The following is a 24,372-nucleotide window of genomic DNA, read 5'->3' as shown; positions in this document are numbered from 1 at the left end:
CATGTGGGTTCAAATCGTCGTAATGATCGTGGCGCTGATCGTCAGTTACGTGATGCGCCCGAAGCCTACGGTTCCGAAGCCGGCCGCCTTGGAGGACTTCAATGTCCCCACCGCCGAGGACGGTCGCGAGTGCAGCATGGTCTTCGGTACGAACTGGATCGATGATCCCAACGTGCTGTTCTACGGCGATCTGCGCACCACGCCGATCAAGGTCAAGGGTGGCAAGAAGTGATGGATCGTCCTGTCCTGGTTACCGTCGAGCACGCCCGCGCGGCCAAGCTGGGCGAACACAGCGGCGTGCTGTGCGCCGCCGGCATCCGCAGCTGGATGGATCGTCACGGTCTGGATCTGCGTCGCTTCCTGGATGAAGGCCTGCCGGTAGAGCAGTTCGAAGCACTGGACGACGCCTTCGCACGGCGCTTGGCGGCGATCGCCCGCGAGGAGGCAGGCCGTGGGTAGTGGCAAGAAACAGACCGTAGGCTATCGCTACTACATGGCCCTCTATATGGGCGAATGCCTCGGCCCGGTGGATGCGCTGCGGGAGATCCGCGTCGGCGACCGCAAGGTCTGGGACGGTAGCGCGCAAACGGCGTGGACCAAGGTGCTCGGGATGAACATCCCCAGGACGGTACCTGCCACCGGCCCGATTACCGCATCTCGATCGATCACGATCCTGGCGCCGGAGGTCTTCGGCGGCGACAAGGGCGAAGGCGGCATCGTCGGCACGCTGGAGGTGCGCATGGGCGAGCCCGCCCAGATGCCAAGCACCTATCTGCAGTCGCTGGTGCCCGGCCCGTGGCCAGCTGCCCGTGGCCTGTTCACGACGGTTTTCAATGGCCAGGTGTCGGCCATGAACCCGTACATCAAGAACTGGACGAAGAAGGTCTCGCGCTGGCGCCAAGGCTGGAAAAAGGGGCTATGGCAGGGCGACCTGGTGCAGATCGATGAAGGGATGAACCCAGCCCACATCATCTATCAGGTGCGCACGGAGGGCATGGGCCACCCGATCGACGTGATCAACGACGAGAGCTTCCGCAAGGCGGCACAGACGTTGAAGAACGAAGGGTTCGGCCTGTGCCTGAAGTGGTCCCGATCAGTTCCTGCAGGCGAGTTCATGGACATGGTGTGCGACCACATTGGTGGCATGCGCATCGAGGATCCGGTGACGGGGCTGACCGAGCTGGTGCTGGTGCGGCCGGACTATGACCCAGCCACCCTGGAAGAGATCGGCCCGGCGAACATCATCGAGCTGCTGGAGTGGCAGCAGCCGATGCTGGAAGGCAGCGTCAACGAGATCACGGTCGTCTACCGGGATATCGCCACCAACAAGGACGCAGCTGTCACCTACCAGAATCTGGCCAGCGTTCAGGCGCAGGGCCGTGTCGTCAGCAGTCGCAAGAACTATCCCGGCCTGTGGAACGCTGCGCTCGCGGGCCGGGTTGCGGCGCGCGAAGTGGCGGCAGTGAGCAGCTTGCCCTGCAGGGTGAAGATCCGTGTACGCCAGGATGCCGGCCCCTTCAAGCGCGGGCAGGTGCGTGCCCTGTCGTGGCCACGGCGCGGCGTTGCCCGCATGCCAGTGCGCATCTTGGACGTCGACGACGGCACACAGACCGAGACAGCCGTAGTGCTGACCGTCGTCCAGGACGTCGCCGGCATGGCCGCTGCCAGCTACATCCAGCCTTCGGAGAATGCCTGGGTGGAGCCGGACACCAAGCCCAAGCCGGTCACCGTGCAGCGCCTGCAGGAGGCCAGCTACCGCGACCTGGCTACGACTCTCGGGGCGTCGGAGCTGGCTGCTGTGTCGCCTGACGTCGGCTACCTTACTTCGATCGGTGTGCGGCCGACCTCGGTGGCGTTCGGCTACACGCTGCAGACCCGGCTGGGAGGTGCGCCGTTCGCCGAGGCGGGCGCGGCCGACTTCGCTCCCACTGGCCTGCTGATCACCGCAATGACGGCCACCACAACGGCGATCGCGCTGTCCGCCGGCGTCAGCCTGGACATGATCGAGGTCGGCTCGGAGGCGCTGATCGATGACGAGCTGGTCCGGGTGGTGTCGATCGACCCGGTGGCCGCGACGCTGACCGTGGCCCGTGGCTGCGTGGACACTGTGCCGATGCCGCATGCCGTGGGTGCGCGGGTGTGGTTCACCGACGAATACGTCGGCTTCGACGGGCGCGAGTACTTGGCCAACGAGTCGCCCCAGGCGAAGCTGATCACCCGCACCAGCCAGGGCGAGCTGAATCCGGATCTGGCCACGGCGATCGCGCTGACGATGCGCCGGCGCCAGATCCGGCCGTACCCGCCGGGACGGCTGCGCATCAACGGCGATGCCTACCCGGCCGAGGCCTGGGGCAATGGCGGCACAGTCGTGGCCACCTGGGCGCACCGCGACCGTCTCCTGCAGGCCGACCAGTTGGTGGACTCCGAGCAGGCGAGCATCGGCCCAGAGCCGGGCACGACGTACACCGCACGCTGGTACCTGCAGGACACCCTGGTGCGCACGCAGGCCGGCATCACGGCCGCGACCGACAGCTACCTGCCGCCAGTCGGCAGCGGCGGCAAGACCCTGCGGGTTGAGATCGAGGCAGTGCGCGACGGCTTCACCAGTTGGCAACGCCTGCAGCACACCTTCCTCTACCGCGCCCAGCTGGTGACCGAAGCGGGCGACCGCATCGTCACGGAAGCCGGCGACCCGATCATCCTGGAGTAACCACAATGCCTGACGTCAAACTCTCCCAGCTCGCCGCCGCCAGCGCGGCCTCCGTCGCCGCCGGGGCCGGCCTTTGGACGATGGCTGGTCACATCCTTGGCCTGCAGATGGAGTACGTCGGGCCGGCTTCCATCCGGGTGTCCAGCGGTAGCGCTTGGATTCCCTCATTGCAGCGAGCGATCGAAGTGCCGAGTGCACTGACCCTGAGCGGCCTCACGCTTGCGGCTAACACCTGGTACCACCTCTATCTGTACCTCAACGGGTCGACGCCGGCGATCGAGGCCGTTACGGATGCTCCGGCCGCTCCTTACAGCGGAACCGCCCGCGCCAAGACGGGCGCCACCTCGCGGCGATACCTCGGGAGTTTCAAGACGTCTGCTTCGGGCGCAATCATGAACTTCCGGCACGGGCAGAACAATTTTGTGGCTTATCTGGAGGCTCAGGGGGCTGCGCCTACGCGTGTTCTGAATGGTGGTGTTGCGACAGCCGAGACCCAAGTGTCATTGGCTGGGGTCATCCCGATAAGTGCGACCCAAGCTCAGATTCGGATTCTCAACTTTGTCACCGCTCCGCCTGGAGCGTACATGCTTAGTGGGACCCCTGATGACAGTGCGTCAGGCCCTCCACTGTCCGGCCTATCTGCCGTTGACCCAACGAGGGATGCGTATCTATTGCACTCCACGGACTCATCCCAGCGGATGACATATTGGTTTGCGCAGGCCCCGACCTCTGGCGCTGGCTACATTGACGTGTATGGGTACTTCTATGACCGCTGAAGCTTATGCCGTTTCAACAACTGGCTATCGAGTAGTCACCGCTGACATGGTCTTGGCCGCAGGCGAGGAAAGGATGGAGCAGCTCCCTGCTGACCTCCTCGCGAAGGTCCAGTCTGAACAGGTGAGGGCTGAGCGTATCAAGCGCCTGCGAGCCACCGATTGGACCCAAGCCCCTGACAGTCCGCTCGCTCCGGAGGCGAAGCTGGCATGGGCGGTCTACCGTCAGGAGCTTCGTGATATGCCGGAGAAGGCGGGCTTCCCGAGCTGTGCATGGCCGGTGCCACCGGCTCTGCCTGAAGGCGCGGCCGGGCAGGAACGAGCCCCTCTCCAGAACTGAAACAGGGCGCCAGGCAGGCAGCTCCAACTGCCCGCCTGGCGCCGCAACACACGCGTACAGCCCGCGTGCTATTGGCCGAGGCCCTGCTCCCCGCGCGGGGGAGACAAGCCTCGCCCAGAACCATCGCAGAGGCTGAGAATGAAGACGACCACGCTGTTCCCCTGGCCGGGCGGGAAGACCCGCCTGCTGCCCCATCTGCTACCCCTTGTGGCCGATGCGCCTCATCGCACCTATGTCGAGGCTTTCGCAGGCGGTGCCGCCCTGCTGTTCGCCAGGGAGCCCGCAAGGGCCGAGGTGTTGAATGACTGTCACGGCGAGCTGGTGCGCCTGTACAGGGTGGTGGCCAACCACCTTGAGGAGTTCGTGCGCCAGTTCAAATGGGCGCTAACGAGCCGGGAGATGTTCCGCTGGTGCCAGCTCCAGCACCCGGACACCCTCACCGATATCCAGCGAGCTGCGCGCTTCTACTACCTGCAGCGGCTGGCCTGGGGCGGAAAAGCGACCGGCCAGACGCCCGGCTTCGGACGGGGAGGCAAGGGCCTGAATCTGCTGCGGATTGAGGAAGATCTGAGCGCTGCGCACCTTCGCCTTCACAAAGTCACCGTAGAGCACCTGGCCTGGCAGCAGTGCATGGCCAAGTACGATGCCGCCGACACCCTGTTCTTTCTCGACCCGCCGTATTGGGAGACCGAGGGCTACGGTGTCCCCTTTGGGGTGGAGCAGTACCAGGAGCTGGCCCGACAGATGGCCGGGCTGCGGGGCGCGGCCATCCTGACGATCAACGACCACCCGGCAATGCGGGAAGTGTTCGGACAGTTCAGTGACAGGGTGGTACCGATTCGCTACACGATCGGCCGGCAGACGGTGCAGCGGCGGGAGCTGATCTACACGACCTGGTAGAGCGACCGGGGCACGGGGCGGTTTCCGCCCCGTGCAATTTCATTCCCGTGGGCGCAACATGGTCTTCCCACCGTTTATCTCACATGTGGCGGTCGATTTATCGCGCGCCGTTACAGCATGGGGCCAAATTCTGGTTCTGGGTGGCATTGTTCGTGGCTTACTCGGCGGGTGCGGTCGGTCTGTTGATGATCGATACCTACGAGGATCGCTACCGGCATCTGTCAAAAGTGGAACTGACCACGGTAAAGGCGCAGGAAGATGTCCGCCGCGCCGGTGCCAGCCAGGTTGCGGCGGTCTATCGCGCGCAGAGCGGCATGCCGTTCGCCTCACTGCCCGCCGGCAGCACCTTCCAGGTGGTCTGGCCCGATGGTTCCACCGAAACCATGGTGATCGTCGATCCGAGTTCGCCCAATGGCGTTCGCCCACTGACGAATTCGCAGATTCCGGCCGAAGTGGCGGACAAGCGCTGAACCTGTTTGCGTAGCACCGGGCCCATGCTCGGCGCTACAGACAACGAAAAAGGGCGGGGAAATCCCCGCCCTTTCCGTATCCAGCCTGTGGCACCGATCAGGTCAACGCGATCGGCTTGTTCTTGCGTTCGGCCAGGCGCTTTTCCAGGTAGTGGATGTTCTGGCCGCCGGCCTGGAAGCCCTTGTCACGCATGATCCGCTGCTGCAGGGCGATGTTGGTCTTGATGCCGTCGACCACCATCTCGCTCAGCGCCACCCGCATGCGGGCGATGGCGGTTTCGCGGTCCGGGCCGTGCACGATCAGCTTGCCGATCATCGAGTCGTAGTTCGACGGCACGCGGTAGCCACTGTAGATGTGGGTGTCCACGCGCACGCCCGGGCCGCCCGGCGGATGGAAGCCGGTGATGGTGCCCGGGCTCGGCACGAAGGTTTCGGCGTCTTCGGCGTTGATGCGGCACTCGATGGCGTGGCCGGTGAGCACCACGTCGCTCTGCTTGATCGACAGCTTCTGGCCGGCGGCGATCTTCAGCTGCTCGGCCACCAGGTCGATGCCGGTGACCATTTCGGTGACCGGATGCTCCACCTGGATGCGGGTGTTCATTTCGATGAAGTAGAAGCGGCCGTCCTCGTACAGGAACTCGAACGTGCCGGCGCCGCGGTAGCCGATGCGCACGCAGGCTTCGGTGCACACCTTGCCGATCTGCTCGCGCTGCTCGGCGCTGATGCCCGGTGCCGGTGCTTCTTCCACCACCTTCTGGTGGCGGCGCTGCATCGAGCAGTCGCGCTCACCCAGGTGGATGGCGTTGCCCTGGCCGTCGGCCAGCACCTGGATCTCCACGTGGCGCGGATTCTCCAGGAACTTCTCCATGTAGACCTCGCCATTGCCGAACGCGGCCTTGGCCTCGCTCTTGGTGGTTTCGATCGAGGTCTTCAGCGACGCTTCGGCGTGCACCACGCGCATGCCACGGCCGCCGCCGCCGCCAGCCGCCTTGATGATGACCGGGTAGCCGATCTCACGGGCGATCTTGGTGTTGGCGACGATGTCTTCGCCCAGCGGGCCGCCCGAGCCGGGCACGCACGGCACGCCGGCCGACTTCATCGCGCGGATGGCTTCGACCTTGTCACCCATCATGCGGATGGTGTCGGCCTTGGGGCCGATGAAGATGAAGCCGGACTCCTCCACGCGCTCGGCGAAGTCGGCGTTCTCCGACAGGAAGCCGTAGCCCGGGTGGATGGCCTGGGCGTCGGTGACTTCAGCGGCGGCGATCAGCGCCGGGATGTTGAGGTAGCTCTGCGGCGACGGCGCCGGGCCGATGCAGACCGACTCGTCGGCCATGGCCACGTGCTTGAGGTTGCGGTCGACCGTGGAATGCACGGCCACCGTGCGGATGCCCAGGGTATGGCACGCGCGCAGGATGCGCAGCGCGATCTCCCCTCGGTTGGCAATGACGACTTTGTCGAGCATGGCGTGCCCCTCAGCCGATCACGAACAGCGGCTGGTCGAACTCCACCGGCTGGCCGTTCTCGCCGAGGATGGCGACGATGGTGCCGGACTTGTCGGCTTCGATCGGGTTGAACATCTTCATCGCTTCGATGATCGCCAGGGTCTCGCCTTCCTTGACCTGCTGGCCAACGCTGACGAAGGCCGGCTTGTCCGGGGCGGACGAGGCGTAGAAGGTGCCGACCATCGGCGAGCGCAGCACGTGGCCTTCCGGCAGCGCCGGGCCCGGCTTGGCGGTGCCCCCGGTGGAGGCTTCGGTGGGCGACTGCATCGGCATCGCCTGCGCAGCCGGGGCGGCCGGCGCGGCATACACCGGTGCCGGCATCGGGGCGGCATAGCCGGCCACCGGGGCACGCGACAGGCGCACCGACTCTTCGCCTTCCTTGATTTCGATTTCAGCCAGGTTCGACTCTTCCAGCAGGTCGATCAGCTTCTTGATTTTGCGCAGATCCATGAGGGCCTCTTTGGTTTCTATCTAGGTGAGGAGAGCGCCGGTGGCGCCCGGGTCGACAATCAGGTGGCGGATACGCGCAGCAGCGCCGCGTCCATCGCGTAGCGGTAGCTGTCGGCACCGAAGCCGCACACCACGCCCACCGCCTTGTCACTGAAGTAGCTGTGCTGGCGGAACGGCTCGCGGGTATGCGGGTTGGACAGGTGGATCTCGATGAACGGCACCGCCACCGCTGCCAGCGCATCGCGCAGGGCGACCGAGGTGTGGGTGAAGGCGGCGGGGTTGATCAGGATGAAAGCGGTTCCGTCGCTGCGTGCGGCCTGCACGCGGTCCACCAGTACATGCTCGGCGTTGGACTGCAGGCTTTCCACGGCGTGCCCGGCGGCGGACGCCTGCGCGGCCAGCGCCTGGTCGATGTCGGCCAGCGTGGTGTGGCCGTAGACCTCCGGCTCGCGGGTGCCGAGCAGGTTGAGGTTGGGGCCGTGCAGGACCAGCAGCTTCGCCATGGGATCCGGAAGACGGGAAAGGGCGGCAGTCTGGCGGAAGCGGCGGATGCTGTCCAGTTCGGCGAAGTTTGCCGTGTTTCAATCGATTGTTTGAAATTCGCCGGAGTGCTTGCGGCTGTACGCCGGGAGCCGGATCAAGGCGCGCTGAACGTGGTGCTGGCCGGGGATGCTGGCACGTAGGCCGACGATGCCGGCAAGGCCGGGCGATGACCGACGCCACAACGGGCCGTGATGCGGTAGATCCACGCCATGCGTGGATGAAGGAAGTCCGGTGCGCAGCAAGCTACGCACCCACCGAGGGGCAGCCCAAGGTGCGCTGCACGCCAGCCACCGCCCCCGCCACGCACCCGCTCAGGTCTCCAGCGGTACCGTCGGCACCACGTTCGGGAAGACTTCCTCCAATGGCTCCCGCTCGCCGGGCTTCGGTGCTGGCCAGTTGTAGGCATTCACCGGCTGCGCGCGGTTCACCCACAGCGCGTAATGCAGATGGTCGGCGCGGCCGTCGCCGGTATTGGGGTGGATCAGGATGGTCAGGCCCAGGCTGTTGAGCTGCAGCCAAGGCACCAGCACCGGCAGCAGGTCGTTGGTGAAGCCGAAATAGAACGACGGCGTGACGTGCGGCCCGCGCGGTTCCAGGTTCCAGTTGCCCAGCTCCACCGGGAAGCGTTCGGCGGCCCAGCGCCGCAGCAGGGCCGCCTTGGCGAAGCTGTCCTCATCGAAGTAGATGTGCGCGTGATAGCTCTTGATGTCGGTGTACGCGCGTGGGGTGGCGGGCAGCGTGGCCTCGCCGGGGCGCACGCTGGCCGGGCGCGGGGTGGGTTCGCTGGCCGTCGCCTGGCCCCAGGGGCTGCTGCCCTTCGCCGCCGGCGGGACGATGGCGCGGAAGCCGGGCTGCCCGGGCTCGGTGGTGTTCACGGCTCGTTCGTCGCGCGTGGCTGCCGCTGCCGTCGATGCGCTGGCCAGGCCACCGGCGGCCAGTCCGGCCGACGCGATCAGGCGTCGGCGGGTGGGTGAGAGCAGATCGGCCCAGTGGGCGTCATCGTCGCCGGCGTCGACGAGGGGCTGCGGGTCCGGGTGCATGGTGGGCTCCGTGGCGGCACTGTGTGGGCAGGCAAGCACGCTCGGGCAGCGCGCACGGTGGTGTCCAATAAGCAGCCTGCATCACCTCATGCACGGCTGCCTTCATCCCCATTGAGCGCGACCGGGCGGCGGGCTAGGGTGAAGGTCTGCCACCCCGGAGCCCGCCATGACCTCGCCCGATGCCGATACCCAACGCAAGCGCGCGGCCTTCCGCCAGCTGCATGCGCAGGGCTGCTTCGTGCTGCCCAATCCGTGGGACGTGGGCAGTGCCCGCTACCTGCAGCGGCAGGGCTTCCAGGCACTGGCCACGACCAGTGCCGGCTGCGCCTGGAGTGAAGGGCGGCCGGATGGGGCGGTTTCGCTGCAGGCCACCCTGGAACATCTGCGGCTGATGGCGGCAGCGACACCGCTGCCGCTGAACGCCGACTTCGGTGATGGCTTCGGTGCCACGCCAACGGCGGTGGGAGAGGCGGTGGCCGCGGCGATCGATACCGGCGTCGCGGCATTGTCGATCGAGGATGCCAGCGGTGTGGCCGATGCACCGCTGCGCCCGATCGAACAGGCGGTCGAGCGCCTGCGTGCGGCCCGTGTGGCGATCGACCATGCGGGCGGCGATGTGCTGCTGGTAGGCCGTGCAGAGAACTTCTTCGTGGGGGTGCCGGACCTGCAGGACACTCTGCAGCGCCTGCGCGCCTATGCCGAGGCCGGTGCCGACGTGCTGTACGCGCCGGGCATCAGCACGCGTGAGCAGATCAGCGCGGTGGTGGCCGCGGCAGGATCGAAGCCGGTGAACCTGCTGGTGGGTGGACCGACGCCCATGCGCCTGCGGGACATCGCCGCACTCGGCGTGCGCCGGGTCAGCCTCGGTGGCGCACTGGCCCGCGCGGCGTGGGGCGGCTTGATGCAGGCGACCCAACCGATCGTGCAGGACGGCTGCTTCGATGGCCTGCAGCAGGCGGCCTCGGGCGCGGCGTTGAACGCGCTGTTCCGTTGACGGAAATCCGGTGTGGGCCCGGTTCTGCAGAGCGGTCCGTGGATCCACACCGTGCCTGGAGGGATGCGCCAGCGGCTACAGCGCTTCCATCCCGCCCTTCGGCACTACCACCCCCGGTTCCAGCGCCGGCAGCAGCTGCCGCAGCAGCGCGGGGTTGTCCAGCAGCGCGGCACCGTCCAGATAGCTCCACTGCGTCGTGCCCACCCGGCGTACGGCGACTATGAACGAGGTGCTGCGCATCGGCGCGTCGCGTACGCGCAGCAGTGATTGGCGTGGCACGAAGCAGACTTCCTCGTCGCCGGCGGCGTAGGTGCGCCCAGGCACGCCCGCCTCGTCACTGACGATGGTGACGCCCGCCTTGTGCAGTTGCTTCACGGTGTCGCGCGTCATCCGCGCATAGGCCTCATCGCCACCGGCAGCCAGCTTCAGGCTGGGATGGGTGCGCGCGATGATCAGGTCGGTATCGCCGCGTGCGAAGGCGTCCATCATCGCCTGCACCTGCCTGCGCAGGGCGGCGGAATCTTCCGGACCGAGTTCACCGGCCACGGCGGATGGAACGGCCATCGTCATCAGCAGGGCCAGCAGCGGGGCAAGCAGGTGTCGGTGCATCGGCGGGCATCTCACGGGCGAGCGCCGCACTATACGGTGGATGCGGAAACAGCATCCCATCGATGGGGCTGGTGCGCCGGATTTCATTACTTACCATTGGTAGTTAGTGAATCCCGGAGCTCTCCCATGCACAGTCTCATCGTCATCGCCCATCCTGATCCTTCCTCGTTGACCCACGCCATCGCCGGGCGCATCGGCGAGGCCATCGGCGCAGCCGATGCCGGCAACAGCGTGGCCCACGCCGATCTGATGGCCGAGGGCTTCGATCCGCGCTTCAGCCTGCAGGACCAGGCGCTGTTCCGCGGCACCGGCGCTGCGCCGGCCGATGTCGCCGCCGAGCAGGCGCGGCTGGATGCGGCCGACACGCTGGTACTGGTCTACCCGCTGTACTGGTGGTCTTTCCCCGCGCTGCTGAAGGGTTGGATCGACCGTGTGTTCACCCAGGGCTGGGCCTACCAGGAGGGCGCCGACGGCAAGGTGCAGAAGAAGCTGCAACGGCTGCGCGTGCACCTGGTCGGGGTGGGCGGCGCCGGCGCGGAGATGATCGAGCGGCGCGGCTATGGGGCGGCGATGAAAACCCAGATCGACATGGGTATCTTCGACTACTGCGGTGCGCGCGTGCTGTCATCCGAACTGCTGCTGGATGCCGATTCCGGCGCAGCCGGGGCGCATCTGCAGTCGGCAGCGGAGATCGGCCGTAAAATCGGTACTCCGATGCGCTGATTGCCGTGCCCTGCCGATGCCTGCCACGCCCGCTCCGACACGCCGCCGACTGACCCGCGGGCAACGCGCCCGCCAGTTGCTGGACGTGGCCTGGGCGCTGGTCGGCGAGGAAGGCACCGATGCACTGACGCTGGGACGCCTGGCCGAGGCGGCGGGCGTGACCAAGCCGGTGGCCTACGATCACTTCGTGACCCGCAATGGACTGCTGGCGGCGCTCTACGACGACTATGACGGGCGGCAGACCGTGGTCTTCCACGAGCGCATCGGCCGCGCCAGGGCGCAGCTGGCCGATCGCGCGGCGGCCATCGCCTCCGGCTACATCGACTGCATCCTCAGCCAGGGCAGTGAAGTGCAGGGCATCCTCGCGGCGCTGGTCGGCGCGCCGGAACTGCACGAGGTGCGCCGGCGCTACCAGCAGGATTTCATCGACAACTGCCAGGTCTGGCTGGGCCCGTTCGCCGCTGAGGGGGCCGTGCCCCTGGCGGGGCGATGGGCCATCCTCGGCGCGGCTGAGGCCCTTTCAGAGGGCGTGGTTGCCGGCGCGCTGGACAAGGCCGGGGCCGAGGCAGAACTGCAGCGGCTGATCGTGGCGACCGTCAAGCGGCGCTGAGCCGTGCGGCAGCTCAGGCGTCGGCCTTGGTGCCGGCCAGCGCGGCGAACCCTGCGTCCAGCTGTGCGCGCACCAGCGCGTCGCGCGCGTCGCGGCTTTCAGAACCCAGTACCACGGTAATCAGCCGCACCGGCTGCGCCCGCCCGGGCACCGTGCGGCATGCGGTGGCGGCCAGGCAGAAGCCTGCGGCCCGGGTGTAGCCGGTCTTCAATCCATCCACGCCGTGCTCGCCAAGCAGGGCGTTCTGGTTGTTGCGGCTGAAGCGGCCATGCGCGAACGCGCGCTGTGCGGTGATTGCCAGAATCTGCGGATGATCGTTCAGCAGGCAGGCGGCCAGCACTGCCATGTCGCGCGCGCTGGAGGCATGGTGCGGGGTGGTGATGCCGGAGACGCTGGCAAACCAGGTGCTGCGCAGGCCAAGCTGGCGCGCATGCCGGTTCATGCGATCGAGGAATGCGGCCTGCGATCCGTCCAGATGGCGCGCGATCGCCAATGCAGCGTCGTTGCCGGAGACGATCATCAAGCCTTCCAGCAGGCGTGCCAGAGCAATTGTTTCGCCAGGCACCAGGCCCATGCGCGTTTCGTCATCGGCCACCGCATGCACATCGTCGCTGGCAATAGTGACCGCTTCGTCCCATGCGCGCCCGCCTTCTTCGACGCATGCATACGCGGCGTAGGCGGTCATCAGCTTGGTCAGTGACGCCGGTTGCCGCGCGGTTTCAGCGTTGTGCTGGTGGATCACCGCGAAGGTGGCCGCATCCAGGGTGATCGAGGACAGCGGCGCGCGCTCTGGAACGGGGAGGGACATGGAGGATGCGGTGGCAATGGAGAGCCGCAGGATAGTGCGCGGCGGCTGCATGAAGCTGCAACATTGAAACGATATAACGTATCGTCATTGTGGGCCGCCGCTGGCCCGACGGGATATCCGATGACTGCACACGCGCCACGCCGCTGGCTCCATTCCTCGTTGCTGATCGCGCTGGCAGCGCTGGCGGGCTGCCAGCCCAACCTGCGCGCCGAGGCTGTGCCTTCCGCTGAAGCGCGCCCGCACAACGTGATCGTGATGATCAACGACGGCGCCGGTTGGGGTACCTGGGATGGCGCCGCCTACTGGCAGTACGGCAGCCGTGAAGGTGCCCCCTATGCGGATTTCCCGCAGCGCCTGGCGGTGACCACGTTCCCGTTGAATTCCAGCAGCCAGCCGACCGGCGACAACGCACAGACCCTCGGCTACGACGCGGGCAAGGCCTGGGATACCGAACCGGTGCCCGCGCCGGACCTGCCGTTCGTGGGCTACCAGTACCTGGCGGCGGTTGCGACCGACAGTGCGGCCGCGGGCACGGCGTTGTCCTCGGGCATCAAGACCTACAACAACGCCATCAACTACAACAACGACGGCAACCCGGTCGAGTTCAACACTCTGCGCGCCAAGCGCCTGGGCATGGCCACCGGCGTGGTTACCTCGGTGCCGTTCGCGCATGCCACGCCGGCAGCGTTCGCGGCGCAGAACGCATCGCGCAACGACTACCACGCCATCGCCCACCAGATGCTGGCACAGGGCCACATGGACCTGGTGATGGGCACCGGTGGCCCCGGCTACAGCGTTGATGGCCTGGCCTGTGGGCCGACCACGGATGCAGCGCAGGCCGAAGGCTGCGCGACTCCGTGGGAGTGGGTGTCGCAGCAGGATTGGCAGCAGCTGGAAGAGGGTCGAACCATTGGCGGCAACCCGTCGGGGCCGTGGCGCCTGATCCGCGGCAAGGAGGAATTCGCCGCGCTGGCGCAGGGCCAGCTGCAGGCCGACCGGCCGCTGATCGGCGTGCCACGCGTGGCCAACACGCTGCAGCAGGCTCGCCAGCTGCAGGTGCTGGGCAAGGATGCGTCCATGCCCTCGGGCGTAAGGAAGATCGACAGCGTGCCGGATCTTGCGACCATGACCCGCGGTGCACTGCGGTTCCTGCAGCAGCGCTCTTCGGAGGGCCTGTTCCTGATGGTGGAAGGCGGCGCCACCGACTGGGCCGCGCACACCAGTGCCTGCGGCACCGAATGGCACTATGGCCAATGCAGCGACCAGCCGCAGTACGGCCGCCTGATCGAGGAAACCGCGGAGTTCAACGATGCGGTGGCGGCGGTGGTGGACTGGATTGAACGCAACGGTGGTTGGGAGCGCAACCTGCTGATCGTCACCACCGATCACGACAACAGCATGCCGATGGGCCCCGATGCACAGGACGTCGCCTTCCAGCCGGTGCGCAACAACGGCCGCGGTCGCATGCCGGGGATGAGCTTCCGCCCCACCGGCAACCACTCCAATGCGCTGGTGCCGCTGTGGGCCCAGGGCGCGGGCGCGGAGCTGCTTGCAAAACGCGTGCGTGGCGTCGATGACGGCTATCGCCAGCATGTGCGCTGGAACGACGGCCGCTACATCGACAACACCGATGTGGCGGCCGCGGTGCAGGAGGCGCTGCAGCGTTAGGGGCGTGCCGGGCAGCGGCCGGCAGCTGCGGGCTGCCCGGTTGGCGAGGTTGCCGGCCAGCGGCCGGCAACAGCGGGAGTGCTGCTGGGCGGCGGGACCGGGCTGGCCAGCCGCCGGGCCAGCTCGGCGTTGGCCACGTGACCGTGCAGGAACAACAGGCTGCTGAAGATGTTCATGAGCGTGCCTCCACTTGAGTGGATTGCACGATACGGGCAGCATGGACGTGCAAAAAGCGACATTTCCGCAAGCGCGCCTTGAGAGGAATTCAAGCCTGATGTCCCGACCGCCCCTCCATGCACTGCAGGGTTTCGTGGCTGCCGCCCGGCTCGGCAACCTGTCGCGTGCGGCGGCATCGATGAACCTGACGGTCAGCGCACTCAGCCATCAGATGCGCCAGCTGGAAGAGCGCCTCGGCCAGCCGCTGCTGGTCCGCCAGCCGCGTGGCGTCACCCTCACCCTGGAAGGGCAGCGCCTGCTGGAGCAGGTCGGCCCGCATCTGGATGCGATCAACGAGGCCTTCCAGCCCTATGCGGCGCGCGCCGAGCACGTGCTGACGATCAGCGCGGTGCCATCGATGGCCTCGGCGTGGCTGGTGCCACGCCTGGGCCACTTCGTGGCTGCGCACCCGCAGATCGAGATCAACCTGCAGTCGAGCGAACGGCTGGTCGACTTCGAGCGGCAGCGGCAGTTCGACGCCGCGCTGCGGCTGGGCACCGGGCACTGGCCGGGGCTGGTGGTGGAGCCGCTGTTCGACGAATGGCTGCTGCCGATGGCCAGCCCGGCGCTGATCGAACGCATGGGCGGCATCGACCGCGTGCCGCTGACCCAGTGGCCGCTGCTCGGTGATCCCGACGGCGCGTGGGGCGCGTGGTTCGCGTTGAGCGGGCAAAGCCCGCCGCCGCGCTTCGTGGCGGTACTGGATGATTCGGAGGCCCACCACCGTGCGGCGCTGGACGGGGTGGGCGTGGCGCTGGGACGGGTGACGCGGGCGCGCCTGTTGCTGGAATCCGGCCAGCTGGTGGCGCTGTCCAGCCAGCGCCTGAAGACGGCGTGGCCGCATTGGCTGGTGTACCCGCAACGCTCGGCCAGCCATCGCGGCTTCCTCGCCTTCCGCGACTGGCTGCACGCGCAGGCCGCCGAACACGTGCGGCACATGGCAGACGCACATCTGTAACGTCGAGCTCGCTCGACCACCGCATCTGTGGCGTCGAGCCGTGCTTGAACCCGCAGCTGTAGAGTCGAGCTTGCTCGACTGTCTTCGCGCACAGGCAGTCGAGCAAGCTCGACTCTACAATCACCGCACCAGCGTGACCGCATGCCCGGCGCGCGCGAACGCTTCAACCAGCAGCGGCCCGGCTTTGATCGCTTCCACCTCGTTGAGGAGCGCCTGCAACGCCTCGGCCGGGCGCGAGGCCGGCGCCGCCACCGCCTGCTGGATCACGGTGAATCGATCGGCCAGCACGCGGTGGCCGGGATGCGACCGCGCCCAGGTTTCCAGTGGCTGGCGCACGCCGGCGGCAGCATCCAGGTGCTGCTGGTCGAACAGGTCAATGGCGGCCGCGGAGGTGTCGGCGCGTTCGATCCTGGCGTGGCGCAGTTCGCGGCTGAGGAACAGGTCATAGGCCGCGCCGCGGCCGACCGCGATGCGCAGGCTATCGTGGTCCAGGTCGGCCACCTGCTGCGCCGGGCTGTCCGCACGCACCAGGTAGGTGCCTTCGATCTCCACATACGGCGCGCTGAAGGCGATGCGGTCCGCCCGCGCCGGATCGATGGCCAGGAAAGCCAGGTCCCATTCGTCCTGGTTGGCCGCAGCAACCACCGAGGCTGCTGCGTCGTGACAGGTGAAGCGGGCCTGCACCCCCATCCGTTGCGCCAATGCGGTGGCCAGTTCCAGCGTGGGGCCACGCGGCGAACGCGCGTCTCCCTGTGCCAGCACCGGATTGCCCAGGTTGATCGCCACGCGCAGGAATCCCTGCGGTGCCAGCGCGCTTCGATGGTCTGCCAGGGACATGCCGGGCTCCGCAGGAAGGGGAACCCCAGCATGGCAGCGCCGGTGTCCGCGCGGCGTGCACTCAGCCGCGCGCGGCGAACGTGCCATGGAAGCCAAGCGGCACCGCGTAGGGCAGCCAGGCCTGTGCGATCGGTCCATCGTCCAGGTGGCGCGCATCGAGTACGGCCAGGCCACTGCGCGTGTTCACCGGATCGAGCAGGGTGCCGATCAGCCAGCCGTCGTCGGCGTTGCGGCTGCCCGGGCGCGGCACGAATACGTGTTCCTCGGCCATGATGTCCGGCCCGTAGTGCCACAACTGGCGGCGGCCCCGCTCGATGTCGAATGCAGCCACGGCGTTGAAGTAGGGCGCGTTGGCCGGACCATCGATGGTGGGCGCGTAAAGCCGCGCACCACGGGTGTTGGCCGAGCGCGGATCGAACAGCGGAAACTCCACCGCGCTGATGCCCAGCGACTCCCAGCGCGCCTGGCCACGGCGCAGGTCCAGGTGCAGCTCGACCAGGCTGGCACCACTATTGGCCGCATGTGCCCCATCGCCGGCCATTGCTTCCTTCATCGGTGAGCGCGCTTCGTTGATGTCGTCGTGGCGCAGGGCGCGCAGCACGATGCCGCCGTCGCGGGTGAACGCATCGCCGAAGTGGTAGATCGCCGCGAACGGCGCCTCGAACCATTGCGCCTTGTCCGGTGCATCCTTGGCGACTACCGCGATGCGCGCCGCGCGCTGCGGTGCGAACTGCATGCGTTCGAAGAAGCTGCCGCCGGTGCCGGTGAAGTCGAACGGCATCAGCACGAAAACGAGATGCTGTTCGGTCATGGCGAAGGCATGCAGGTAGCCGTGCTCCGGCGTTTCGATCACGTTGGCGCTGCGCAGCTGACCGTCCTTGCCGATGTGCCAGACCAACAGGCCGTGGCCGCCCATCAGGCTGATCGAGCCGAAGTTCCACACGCTGCCGTCGCGGTCGGGCAGGGGATGGGCGGAGAATGGCAGCGCGGCCAGGTCCGGGCGCCAGGTGACGGGCCCAAGGGTCTGCAGTGAATCGGGGTCCACCTCGAACGCCGAGCCGGATTCGCACAGCGCGAACAGGCGGCCGTTGATCATCGTCACCGAGGTGTTGGCGACGTTGGCATCGTCGTTGTTGCGCACCGCCAGTGCACCGGGGACGCTGGTGCCCGCCGCCGGGTACTGGAAGCGGCCGGCCTTCTGTTCACGGCTGAACTTCGGTGTGGCCACCATGCGCCCGTGGTGGGTCAGGCTGCCATCGCCGTTGAAGCGCCAGCCATGCACCATGCCGTCGCCGTCGAACCAGTGGTCATAGCGGAAGCCATCGCGCTCGGTCCAGGCCGGGCCGTTGCGGTATAGCGTACCGGCCAGCCCGGCCGGCAGCCGGCCCTGCAGCTGCACGGTGGCCGGGCCGAGGCTTTCGCTGCTGACGCTGCGCCAGCCGAGCAGCCACGGGTGCTCCTGCAGGCCCTGCGCGAAGTGCGCGGGGTCGCCGGCGAAGGCGGGGGCGCTGCGCAGGGCGGTGGCGCCAAGCGCCAGGCAGGCACTGCTGCTGAGCAGGGTACGAAGGAAGCGACGACGGTCCATGATGGCCTCGGGTCTGGATGCAGGAATCAGCGCAGGGTGATGTCGATGGCGGCACCGGCGGCCGGCACGTCGACGCGCGCTTCGTCGAAGGTCGGCTTGCGCATCACCTGCGGGTTGTTGCTGAAGCCATAGCCTTCCACCGGCATGCCGACCAGGTTGGTGTCGAGTTTGCCGTTGTCGTTCTCGTCGTGGGTGAGCAGCACCGCGTAGCTGCCTGCGGGCACGTTCTTGAATACGAAGTGGGCACTGTCGCCACTGGGCCTGGCCTGCTGCGCCTGCACGGGCGCAGCCTTGCCGTCCCAGGCGGTGGCGTTGTCGACCAGGGCAACGCGCAGCGTACCGGTCTGCACGCGGACATCGTGTACGGTCACGGCCAGATCGGCGGCATGGGCGCCGCCGGCCAGGGCCAGGGCGGTCAGGACGGTGCTGAGCAGGGCGGTACGGATCATGGCAGTGGCTCCGGAAGTGGGCGGTGTGTTGTGGAGTGGGGCCAGTCTGCGCGGGGCGTGGGGCTGGTTTCAGGGCCAGTGGTCATCGATTCGACGTGCCAGAAGTCACTTTCTGCGCTGGACCCATTGCCGACGGCAGGCGCGGCCGTCAGCATCTGGCCATGCCCAGCCTGCTCCGCCACCTGTTGCGTCCGCTCAGCCTTGCCGGTCTGGTGACCGTGCTGGCGGTCGGCCTGTCATTCGCGGTGCAGCGCGGCGAGGCCGCCCCCAGCCTGCTGTTGCTTGCTGGGTTCCTGCTCCTGTTCGTGCTGCACGGCTGGGCGTCGATGCCGTCGCGCGTGCGTGCCGTCGCCGCCGTGTTGCAGGCGCTGCTGGCGGTCGCCCTGGTCGCGTTGCAGCCGCGCACCGGCACCGCCCCCGTGCTGCTGGTGGTGCTGGTCGCGCAGCTGGCCGAGCACTGGCCGCCGCGCTTTGTGCTGGGTGTCGCATTGCTGGCCAACCTGGCGATGTATGCGGTGCTGCGCCACAGTGGCTTCAGCCAGCCGCTGCTGGTGGTGCTGCTGTACGGCGGCTTCCAGGCGTTCGCCGCACTGACCGCACACTACGCACGCAGCACGGCCCTGGCCCGCGATGACCTGGCCCGGGTCAACGCGGATCTTCTGGCCACGCGCGCATTGCTGGCCGACAGCGCCCGCGATGCCGAGCGCCTGCGCCTGGCGCGCGAACTGCATGATGTGGCGGGCCACAAGCTCACCGCGATGCGGTTGAACCTGCGCGCACTGGCGGCTGATCCTGCGCTGGCCGGGCGCGACGGCCTGGTGCTGGCCGAGCAGTTGTCGGGCGAACTGCTGGCCGACATCCGCCAGGTGGTGCAGTCGATGCGCGATGATCGCGGCCTCGATCTGGCCACCGCACTGCACGCGCTGGCCGCACCCTTCCCACGGCCGAAGCTGCAACTGCGGATCGGCGAGGGCGTGCGCGTGACCGATCCGCTGATGGCCGAGACCGTGCTGCGGCTGGTGCAGGAAGCGCTGACCAATGCGGCCCGGCATGGCAACGCAGGCACCGTATGGCTGACGATCAACGAAGAGGATTCCCGGTTGCGCATCGATATCCATGATGACGGCCAGCGTGCCGAACGCATCCGCGAAGGCAACGGCATTGCCGGCATGCGTGAGCGCCTGGCCACGGTGCATGGCCGGCTGGAACTCGCGCGCACCGCGCAGGGCGGCATGCACCTGACCGCATGGGTGCCGGCATGAGTGGCGCCGCGATCCGTGTTGCCCTGGCCGACGACCAGGCGCTGGTCCGCGCCGGCCTGCGTGCGCTGCTGCAGGGTCTGGGGGTGGAGGTGGTGCTGGAGGCCGAGGACGGCCAGGCACTGCTGGACGCGTTGGCCACGCAGCGGGTGGACGTGGTGCTCAGTGACATCCGCATGCCCGGTCTGGATGGGATCGAGGCGCTGCGTCAGCTGCGCGCACGTGGCGATGCCACGCCGCTGCTGCTGCTGACCACTTTCGATGAGAGCGATCTGCTGCTGCGGGCAAGCGAAGCGGGAGCGCAGGGCTTCCTGCTGAAGGACGCCGCGCCGGCCGACCTGCGTGAGGCGATCGAGCGCGTCGCCGCCGGCGAGACCCTGCTGATGCCGGTCAGCACCGAGCCGGTGCGCGCGCGCTACCGCTTTCACGACGAAGCGCCCCCCAGCGATACCTTCGGCGAACGCGAAGTGGCGATTCTGCGCTTGCTGGCCGGCGGCTACAGCAACAAGGAGATCGCGCGCAGCCTGTTCCTGGCCGAAGGCACGGTGAAGAACTATGTTTCCGCCATTCTCGACAAGCTTGGCACCCGCGATCGTACCCGTGCGGTACTGAAGGCGATTACCCTGCGCATCATCTGACTGCGCCGCGCGAGGAAAACCCGTGAACCCGATCCTGCATGTCGAGATCCCCGCCAGTGACCTGGCCCGTGCCATCGCCTTCTATCAGCAATGGCTGCAGGTGGTGGTGGACGAGCCGATCCTGCTGCATGACTGCCACATGGCCTACCTGCCGTTCTCGGATGACGCGACGGGTGCCAGCATGTCGCTGGTGCAGGGGGCGGACTACCAGCCCTCCGAACAGGGCGCGCGCCTCTATATCGGTGTCGATGATCTAGAGGCCAGCCTCGACCGTGCGCTGCAGGCCGGCGCCGAACTGCGCTTCGGCCCGGCCGACGCCGGCGACTGGCGCGTGGCCGAGATCCGCGACAGCGAAGGCAATCGCATCGCGCTGCAGGCGCGCGCGATTCTGTAGCGTCGAGCTTGCTCGACTGCTGTTGACGGCGCTAGCAACGCCTCCGTCGAGCAAGCTCGACGCTACACGCTCATATGCCGTTGGCATCATTCCGGCCAACACCGCCGCTCTCGCTTCTGTAGAGTCGAGCTTGCTCGACTGCTGTTGACGGCGCTAGCAACGCCTCCGTCGAGCAAGCTCGACGCTACGCGCTCATATTCCGTTGGCATCATTCCGGCCAACACCGCCGCTCTCGCTTCTGTAGAGTCAAGCTTGCTCGACTGCTGTTGACGGCGCTAGCAACGCCTCCGTCGAGCAAGCTCGACGCTACGGTGTTGCGGCGCGCGAGCGCTGCAGCCAGTCATTGATCGCCGGGTCCAGCCGCGGGTCGTCCGGCAGCTGCAGGCCGAAGCGCTGCTGCAGCACCTCGCGCACGTCACCGACATCGTGCAGCGGGCGTTTGTCCGGCGCTTGCCCCGGGCGGTACTCGGTGTAGTTGCCGCTGCCGATGGTGCGGCGCCAGTCCGGCCCGGTCAGCGACGCGCGCAGCTGGCCCGGGAAGCTGGAGTCGGGGTGGGTGCACACGTACCAGTTGCCCACCACGTTGTCGATCGGCGCAGGCGCCTGCAGGTCGAAGCGGTACATCGCGCGCCAGCCATCGCTGGATTCGGCTGACAGCACGAAATCGCCGTCATCGCCCAGCCGCTGCAGCAGGTAGCGCTCGTGCGGCGTGGCCTGCGCTGCGGTGTCGTGCAGGCGCAGCGGCACGGTCGGGGTCAGGCTGCCGAAGCCGGCATCGACCAGCCAGTCCTCGCCTTCCACATGCACGCGCAGCAGCAGATGGGTCCGTGCGGTCAGCTCGCCATCCTGTGCCGCCAGCAGCACGCGTGCGCTCAGCGGCTGGGCATCGAAGCCCAGCGCCTGCAGCAGCGCCAGAAGGCCGCCATTGAGTTCGAAGCAGTAACCGCCGCGGCGCTCGTCGAGCAGCTTGCGCTGCACGCTGTCCAGGTCGATCGGTACCGCATCGCGCAGCAGGCAGCTGAGGGTCTCGAACGGCAGCAGCGCGTTGTGGCGTTGCTGCAGCAGGGTCAGGCCGGCCAGGTTCAGCGGGGGTAGTGCATCCAGCTGCAGGCGCTGCAGGTAGCGGGGGATATCAAGCGTCGTCATGCGGGCACCGGGCACGGGAGGGACGTCCACTGTGCGCCCCCAACCGGGGTTGAGGTCAAGCGCAGCGCCGGTGTCATGCCCCCGTCGCCTGTGCCCGGTACAAAGGCCGCGTCCGCCAGCGAGCAGCCGGGCGGCACGAAAACAATCCTAAAGTTGTCGGGAACCATGCCGATACAGGTGCGTCCTTCCGCCTGGAGTCTGTCATGTCGGCCGTCGTTCCCCACCTCCGGTCCCTGCGCACGCATCTGGCCCGCCTGCGCGCGGCGTCACCCCGCGTGCTGTCGTCGAGCGTGCTGTCGTCGAACCTGCTGCTGTGGCTGCAGCCGCACCGGCTCAGCGTAGCCAACAAGCTCAAGGCAACCCTCTGGGTCTGTGGCCTGGGCCTGGTGGCAATCGCCGCGGTCTACGCCTGGACCGGCCACGCCAGCGCGCAGGCCGCACGCAATCAGGCCAGTTACCAGCGCGGCAGCGACCTGGCCGCCAGCCTGGCCACGCGCGTGGCCGAAGCCCGGCGCCTGCAGACCCAGTATGCGCGCAGTTTCGATGATGCTGACCGCAACCAGTTGCTGGCCACACAGAAGGCACTGCAGGCCGACCTGCAGGCGCTGCGCGCGATACCGATGGATGCCGGGCGGCGCAAGGCGCTGCAGGTGCTGACCGAAGCCGCGGACGCGTTCTCTCAGGGCGTCGCGGCCCTGTTCGAACGGGTCGACGAGATGGGCCGGGGTGATGCCGGCCTTGCCGCGCAGCTGCAGCAGGCCGCCGACACACTGCAGGCGCAGGTCGATGCGCTGCAGCGCCCCTTGCTGGCGCTGTCCCTGCAGAAGATGCGCCGGCAGGAAGCATTGCTGCTGCTCGACGGTGACTCTGCCCATGCTGACCGTGCCAGCGATGAGAAGCTGCCGTTCGACCTCGCGCTGGCCGGCCTGTCCACCGATGTGCAGGATGCTCTGCGCAGCGGCATGGAGGCCTATCAGGTCGCCTTGCTGGGTTACACCGCCGCCCGCGTCGGCTTGGATGTGGAGGCACAGTCGCTGCTGGATACCGCCGCCGGCGTGGCGCCGGCGCTGGCCGCCTTCCAGCAGGCCCAGGTGGCGGCGCTGGCCGAGGCGCAGGCGCGCCAGCAGGCCGGCACGCGCACCATGAGCGTGCTGTTCGCGCTGACCCTGCTGCTGGTCGCCTGCGTGCTGATCACCAGCCTGGTGCTGGTCCTGCGCGCGGTGCGCCAGCCGATCCAGGACACCCTGCGCTTCGCCAGCGATATCGCCGACGACCGCCTGGACACCACCCTGCGCGTATACAACGCCAATGATGAGATCGGCCAACTCGCCCAGCGCCTGGTCGACATGCAGCAGCGCCTGCGTGCGCGCATCGAGACCGAGCGCGCGGTGGCGCGTGGCAATACCCGCGTGCGCCAGGCGCTGGACAGCGCACAGACCGGCCTGATGGTGATCGATGCCGAAGGGCTGGTGGCCTACGCCAACCCGGCGTTGCTGCAGCAGCTGGACCTGCAGGTTGACGCGCTCGTGGGCAGCGATGCGGTGCGCCTGCATCCGGCGCTGGCCAGCCTGGCCGGCGTACGCCAGCGCGAAGAACGCGAGATCGGCCACGACGGTGTTCGCTACCAGCTGATCGCCAACCCCATCACCGACGAGGGACAGTTCCTCGGTGTGGCGGTGGAATGGCGCAGCCGCGCACTGGAAACCCTGCTCGAAACCGAAGTGGCCGCACTGGTCGACGCCGCCGCACACGGTGACCTGCACGGTCGCATCGTACTGGACGGCAAGCAGGGCTTCGTGCGCACGCTGTCGACCAGCATCAACCGCCTGCTGGCGACCTTTGAAACCAATCTCGGCGACCTGCAGGCGCTGTTGGCCGCGCTGGCACGCGGCGACCTCAGCGTGCGCATGGACGGCGACCTGCAGGGCGTGTTCGCGCGCATGCGCGACGATGCCAACGCCACCGTCGCGCAGCTGGGCGGCATCGTCACCCGCATCCAGCAGGCCACCTCCAGCCTGGATACCGGCGTTGGCGAGATCGTCGCTGGCCACCACGACCTGTCGCAGCGTACCGAGCAGCAGGCGGCCAACCTGGAAGAAACCGCAGCGTCGATGCATGAGCTGACCGACACCGTGGGCCGCAATGCCGACGCAGCCGGTCGCGCCGATGCGCTGGTCAAGGGTGCGGCAGCGGTGGCCCAGCGCGGCGGCGACGCCGTGGGCCAGGTGGTGGCGACCATGCACGGCATCAGCGAAGCCTCGCGGCGGATCGGTGACATCACCCAGCTGATCGATGGCATCGCCTTCCAGACCAACATCCTTGCACTGAACGCAGCGGTGGAAGCGGCACGTGCCGGCGAACAGGGCCGCAGCTTCGCGGTGGTGGCTGCGGAAGTGCGCCTGCTGGCCCAGCGCAGTGCCGAGGCGGCCAAGCAGATCAAGGGATTGATCGAGGATTCGGTGGCGCGTGTCGGGCAGGGCAACCAGCAGGCCGAGCAGGCCGGCACCACGATGGGCGAGATCGTCGGCAGCGTGCAGCAGCTGGCGGACCTGCTGGCCGGCATCCGCAGCGCATCGCAGGAGCAGCATGCCGGCATCGCACAGGTGAACCAGACCATCGTGCAGATGGAAGCCAGTACCCAGCGCAATGCCAGCCTGGTGGAAGAGGCCGGTGCCTCGACTGCACAGATGCAGGCGCAGGTGCATGCCCTGGCCGAAGCGGTGGGCGCCTTCCGCCTGAAGCCGGCG

General features: G+C 67.8%; 27 protein-coding genes. 16 read left to right on the top strand and 11 right to left on the bottom strand.

Going from position 1 to position 24,372, the window contains the following annotated elements:
• Position 1: 1 nt before the first annotated feature.
• The 7 genes from N7590_RS13670 to N7590_RS13640 all read left to right on the top strand — a co-directional run bounded on the left by N7590_RS13670 (position 2) and on the right by N7590_RS13640 (position 5,193).
• Complete coding sequence (locus N7590_RS13670; RefSeq protein WP_040006695.1) at positions 2-232, top strand: hypothetical protein; 231 nt, start codon at positions 2-4, stop codon at positions 230-232.
• Positions 232-459 (top strand): hypothetical protein, encoded by a 228-nt coding sequence (locus N7590_RS13665; RefSeq protein ID WP_049399121.1) that lies wholly within the window; start codon positions 232-234, stop codon positions 457-459. Before N7590_RS13670 ends, N7590_RS13665 begins: the two co-directional genes overlap by 1 nt.
• Complete coding sequence (locus N7590_RS13660) at positions 452-2,710, top strand: hypothetical protein (protein WP_279935626.1); 2,259 nt, start codon at positions 452-454, stop codon at positions 2,708-2,710. Before N7590_RS13665 ends, N7590_RS13660 begins: the two co-directional genes overlap by 8 nt.
• Positions 2,711-2,715: 5 nt before the next feature.
• On the top strand, positions 2,716-3,486 hold the full coding sequence (locus N7590_RS13655) for a hypothetical protein (RefSeq protein ID WP_279935625.1): 771 nt from the start codon (positions 2,716-2,718) through the stop codon (positions 3,484-3,486).
• A complete protein-coding gene (locus N7590_RS13650) occupies positions 3,476-3,823 on the top strand; it encodes a tail fiber assembly protein (protein ID WP_279935624.1) in 348 nt (115 codons plus the stop codon). The genes N7590_RS13655 and N7590_RS13650 overlap by 11 nt, the downstream gene beginning before the upstream one ends.
• Before the next feature lie 138 nt (positions 3,824-3,961).
• Complete coding sequence (locus N7590_RS13645; RefSeq protein ID WP_164086628.1) at positions 3,962-4,723, top strand: DNA adenine methylase; 762 nt, start codon at positions 3,962-3,964, stop codon at positions 4,721-4,723.
• 83 nt (positions 4,724-4,806) lie between these two features.
• Positions 4,807-5,193, top strand: coding sequence for a hypothetical protein (locus tag N7590_RS13640; protein ID WP_279935638.1), 387 nt, complete (start codon positions 4,807-4,809; stop codon positions 5,191-5,193).
• 97 nt (positions 5,194-5,290) lie between these two features.
• Here the strand turns inward: N7590_RS13640 and accC are convergent, their stop codons facing one another.
• The 4 genes from accC to N7590_RS13620 all read right to left on the bottom strand — a co-directional run bounded on the left by accC (position 5,291) and on the right by N7590_RS13620 (position 8,731).
• Positions 5,291-6,658, bottom strand: a complete 1,368-nt coding sequence (gene accC / locus N7590_RS13635) for an acetyl-CoA carboxylase biotin carboxylase subunit (protein WP_006473295.1) — start codon at positions 6,656-6,658, stop codon at positions 5,291-5,293.
• A 10-nt stretch (positions 6,659-6,668) separates the two neighbouring features.
• Positions 6,669-7,148, bottom strand: a complete 480-nt coding sequence (gene accB / locus N7590_RS13630) for an acetyl-CoA carboxylase biotin carboxyl carrier protein (RefSeq protein ID WP_008265096.1) — start codon at positions 7,146-7,148, stop codon at positions 6,669-6,671.
• A gap of 59 nt (positions 7,149-7,207) precedes the next feature.
• On the bottom strand, positions 7,208-7,651 hold the full coding sequence (gene aroQ / locus N7590_RS13625; RefSeq protein ID WP_053510975.1) for a type II 3-dehydroquinate dehydratase: 444 nt from the start codon (positions 7,649-7,651) through the stop codon (positions 7,208-7,210).
• Positions 7,652-8,002: 351 nt separating this feature from the next.
• A complete protein-coding gene (locus N7590_RS13620) occupies positions 8,003-8,731 on the bottom strand; it encodes a DOPA 4,5-dioxygenase family protein (RefSeq protein ID WP_164241344.1) in 729 nt (242 codons plus the stop codon).
• 166 nt (positions 8,732-8,897) lie between these two features.
• Between N7590_RS13620 and N7590_RS13615 the strand changes: the two genes are divergently transcribed.
• Positions 8,898-9,725, top strand: a complete 828-nt coding sequence (locus N7590_RS13615; RefSeq protein WP_164241345.1) for an isocitrate lyase/phosphoenolpyruvate mutase family protein — start codon at positions 8,898-8,900, stop codon at positions 9,723-9,725.
• 75 nt (positions 9,726-9,800) lie between these two features.
• Here the strand turns inward: N7590_RS13615 and N7590_RS13610 are convergent, their stop codons facing one another.
• A complete protein-coding gene (locus tag N7590_RS13610; RefSeq protein WP_164241346.1) occupies positions 9,801-10,334 on the bottom strand; it encodes a hypothetical protein in 534 nt (177 codons plus the stop codon).
• A gap of 126 nt (positions 10,335-10,460) precedes the next feature.
• Here N7590_RS13610 and N7590_RS13605 point away from each other — a divergent pair, with 126 nt between their 5' ends.
• Positions 10,461-11,057 (top strand): NAD(P)H-dependent oxidoreductase, encoded by a 597-nt coding sequence (locus tag N7590_RS13605; RefSeq protein ID WP_053510985.1) that lies wholly within the window; start codon positions 10,461-10,463, stop codon positions 11,055-11,057.
• Between the two features lie 16 nt (positions 11,058-11,073).
• The gene (locus N7590_RS13600) at positions 11,074-11,667 is read left to right on the top strand and encodes a TetR/AcrR family transcriptional regulator (protein WP_053510987.1); all 594 of its coding nucleotides are present in this window, start codon (positions 11,074-11,076) and stop codon (positions 11,665-11,667) included.
• A gap of 13 nt (positions 11,668-11,680) precedes the next feature.
• Here N7590_RS13600 and N7590_RS13595 read toward each other — a convergent pair whose 3' ends face one another.
• Positions 11,681-12,475, bottom strand: a complete 795-nt coding sequence (locus N7590_RS13595; protein ID WP_053510989.1) for a D-alanyl-D-alanine carboxypeptidase family protein — start codon at positions 12,473-12,475, stop codon at positions 11,681-11,683.
• Positions 12,476-12,595: 120 nt separating this feature from the next.
• Between N7590_RS13595 and N7590_RS13590 the strand changes: the two genes are divergently transcribed.
• Positions 12,596-14,143 (top strand): alkaline phosphatase, encoded by a 1,548-nt coding sequence (locus N7590_RS13590; RefSeq protein ID WP_164241347.1) that lies wholly within the window; start codon positions 12,596-12,598, stop codon positions 14,141-14,143.
• Here N7590_RS13590 and N7590_RS13585 read toward each other — a convergent pair.
• Entirely contained in the window at positions 14,140-14,319 is a 180-nt protein-coding gene (locus tag N7590_RS13585) for a hypothetical protein (protein ID WP_053510993.1), read from the bottom strand. The two genes, N7590_RS13590 and N7590_RS13585, sit on opposite strands and share 4 nt — an antisense overlap.
• A gap of 98 nt (positions 14,320-14,417) precedes the next feature.
• On the opposite strand from N7590_RS13585, the gene N7590_RS13580 reads away from it, so the two are divergent.
• Positions 14,418-15,317, top strand: coding sequence for a LysR substrate-binding domain-containing protein (locus N7590_RS13580; protein ID WP_164241348.1), 900 nt, complete (start codon positions 14,418-14,420; stop codon positions 15,315-15,317).
• Between the two features lie 120 nt (positions 15,318-15,437).
• Here N7590_RS13580 and N7590_RS13575 read toward each other — a convergent pair whose 3' ends face one another.
• From N7590_RS13575 to N7590_RS13565, 3 genes are all read right to left on the bottom strand, one after another.
• The gene (locus N7590_RS13575; protein WP_164241349.1) at positions 15,438-16,154 is read right to left on the bottom strand and encodes an ABC transporter substrate-binding protein; all 717 of its coding nucleotides are present in this window, start codon (positions 16,152-16,154) and stop codon (positions 15,438-15,440) included.
• A 61-nt stretch (positions 16,155-16,215) separates the two neighbouring features.
• Entirely contained in the window at positions 16,216-17,739 is a 1,524-nt protein-coding gene (locus N7590_RS13570; RefSeq protein WP_164241350.1) for a carotenoid oxygenase family protein, read from the bottom strand.
• A 26-nt stretch (positions 17,740-17,765) separates the two neighbouring features.
• Positions 17,766-18,188 (bottom strand): DUF2141 domain-containing protein, encoded by a 423-nt coding sequence (locus tag N7590_RS13565; protein ID WP_164241351.1) that lies wholly within the window; start codon positions 18,186-18,188, stop codon positions 17,766-17,768.
• Positions 18,189-18,349: 161 nt separating this feature from the next.
• Between N7590_RS13565 and N7590_RS13560 the strand changes: the two genes are divergently transcribed.
• The 3 genes from N7590_RS13560 to N7590_RS13550 are packed head-to-tail and all read left to right on the top strand — an operon-like array spanning position 18,350 to position 20,479.
• The gene (locus N7590_RS13560) at positions 18,350-19,450 is read left to right on the top strand and encodes a histidine kinase (RefSeq protein ID WP_164241352.1); all 1,101 of its coding nucleotides are present in this window, start codon (positions 18,350-18,352) and stop codon (positions 19,448-19,450) included.
• Entirely contained in the window at positions 19,447-20,085 is a 639-nt protein-coding gene (locus tag N7590_RS13555; protein ID WP_154582913.1) for a response regulator transcription factor, read from the top strand. The genes N7590_RS13560 and N7590_RS13555 overlap by 4 nt, the downstream gene beginning before the upstream one ends.
• Positions 20,086-20,107: 22 nt before the next feature.
• Positions 20,108-20,479 (top strand): VOC family protein, encoded by a 372-nt coding sequence (locus N7590_RS13550; protein ID WP_164241353.1) that lies wholly within the window; start codon positions 20,108-20,110, stop codon positions 20,477-20,479.
• 306 nt (positions 20,480-20,785) lie between these two features.
• Here N7590_RS13550 and N7590_RS13545 read toward each other — a convergent pair whose 3' ends face one another.
• On the bottom strand, positions 20,786-21,625 hold the full coding sequence (locus N7590_RS13545; RefSeq protein ID WP_279935616.1) for an arylamine N-acetyltransferase: 840 nt from the start codon (positions 21,623-21,625) through the stop codon (positions 20,786-20,788).
• 203 nt (positions 21,626-21,828) lie between these two features.
• On the opposite strand from N7590_RS13545, the gene N7590_RS13540 reads away from it, so the two are divergent.
• Positions 21,829-24,372 (top strand): methyl-accepting chemotaxis protein (locus tag N7590_RS13540; protein ID WP_279935615.1); only part of this gene is annotated, 2,544 nt, incomplete at its 3' end.

It is taken from the genome of Stenotrophomonas sp. GD04024 (assembly GCF_029837545.1).
In the GTDB taxonomy this organism is placed as follows: Bacteria; Pseudomonadota; Gammaproteobacteria; order Xanthomonadales; family Xanthomonadaceae; genus Stenotrophomonas; species Stenotrophomonas forensis.
The sequence above is the reverse complement of the archived record's forward strand: the minus strand, read 5'-3'. Positions and strand labels throughout refer to the sequence as shown.

Excerpts from the sequence above, each read along its gene's own strand:
- N7590_RS13650 (WP_279935624.1), top strand. The coding sequence starts at position 3,476 with ATGACCGCTGAAGCTTATGCCGTTTCAACAACTGGCTATCGAGTAGTC.
- N7590_RS13580 (WP_164241348.1), top strand. The coding sequence starts at position 14,418 with ATGTCCCGACCGCCCCTCCATGCACTGCAGGGTTTCGTGGCTGCCGCC.
- N7590_RS13590 (WP_164241347.1), top strand. The coding sequence starts at position 12,596 with ATGACTGCACACGCGCCACGCCGCTGGCTCCATTCCTCGTTGCTGATC.
- aroQ (WP_053510975.1), bottom strand. The coding sequence starts at position 7,651 with ATGGCGAAGCTGCTGGTCCTGCACGGCCCCAACCTCAACCTGCTCGGC.
- N7590_RS13605 (WP_053510985.1), top strand. The coding sequence starts at position 10,461 with ATGCACAGTCTCATCGTCATCGCCCATCCTGATCCTTCCTCGTTGACC.
- N7590_RS13615 (WP_164241345.1), top strand. The coding sequence starts at position 8,898 with ATGACCTCGCCCGATGCCGATACCCAACGCAAGCGCGCGGCCTTCCGC.
- N7590_RS13595 (WP_053510989.1), bottom strand. The coding sequence starts at position 12,475 with ATGTCCCTCCCCGTTCCAGAGCGCGCGCCGCTGTCCTCGATCACCCTG.
- N7590_RS13645 (WP_164086628.1), top strand. The coding sequence starts at position 3,962 with ATGAAGACGACCACGCTGTTCCCCTGGCCGGGCGGGAAGACCCGCCTG.
- accB (WP_008265096.1), bottom strand. The coding sequence starts at position 7,148 with ATGGATCTGCGCAAAATCAAGAAGCTGATCGACCTGCTGGAAGAGTCG.
- N7590_RS13665 (WP_049399121.1), top strand. The coding sequence starts at position 232 with ATGGATCGTCCTGTCCTGGTTACCGTCGAGCACGCCCGCGCGGCCAAG.
- N7590_RS13670 (WP_040006695.1), top strand. The coding sequence starts at position 2 with ATGTGGGTTCAAATCGTCGTAATGATCGTGGCGCTGATCGTCAGTTAC.
- N7590_RS13600 (WP_053510987.1), top strand. The coding sequence starts at position 11,074 with ATGCCTGCCACGCCCGCTCCGACACGCCGCCGACTGACCCGCGGGCAA.
- N7590_RS13610 (WP_164241346.1), bottom strand. The coding sequence starts at position 10,334 with ATGCACCGACACCTGCTTGCCCCGCTGCTGGCCCTGCTGATGACGATG.
- N7590_RS13585 (WP_053510993.1), bottom strand. The coding sequence starts at position 14,319 with ATGAACATCTTCAGCAGCCTGTTGTTCCTGCACGGTCACGTGGCCAAC.
- N7590_RS13570 (WP_164241350.1), bottom strand. The coding sequence starts at position 17,739 with ATGGACCGTCGTCGCTTCCTTCGTACCCTGCTCAGCAGCAGTGCCTGC.
- N7590_RS13655 (WP_279935625.1), top strand. The coding sequence starts at position 2,716 with ATGCCTGACGTCAAACTCTCCCAGCTCGCCGCCGCCAGCGCGGCCTCC.
- N7590_RS13565 (WP_164241351.1), bottom strand. The coding sequence starts at position 18,188 with ATGATCCGTACCGCCCTGCTCAGCACCGTCCTGACCGCCCTGGCCCTG.
- N7590_RS13555 (WP_154582913.1), top strand. The coding sequence starts at position 19,447 with ATGAGTGGCGCCGCGATCCGTGTTGCCCTGGCCGACGACCAGGCGCTG.
- N7590_RS13575 (WP_164241349.1), bottom strand. The coding sequence starts at position 16,154 with ATGTCCCTGGCAGACCATCGAAGCGCGCTGGCACCGCAGGGATTCCTG.
- N7590_RS13640 (WP_279935638.1), top strand. The coding sequence starts at position 4,807 with ATGTGGCGGTCGATTTATCGCGCGCCGTTACAGCATGGGGCCAAATTC.
- N7590_RS13560 (WP_164241352.1), top strand. The coding sequence starts at position 18,350 with ATGCCCAGCCTGCTCCGCCACCTGTTGCGTCCGCTCAGCCTTGCCGGT.
- accC (WP_006473295.1), bottom strand. The coding sequence starts at position 6,658 with ATGCTCGACAAAGTCGTCATTGCCAACCGAGGGGAGATCGCGCTGCGC.
- N7590_RS13620 (WP_164241344.1), bottom strand. The coding sequence starts at position 8,731 with ATGCACCCGGACCCGCAGCCCCTCGTCGACGCCGGCGACGATGACGCC.
- N7590_RS13545 (WP_279935616.1), bottom strand. The coding sequence starts at position 21,625 with ATGACGACGCTTGATATCCCCCGCTACCTGCAGCGCCTGCAGCTGGAT.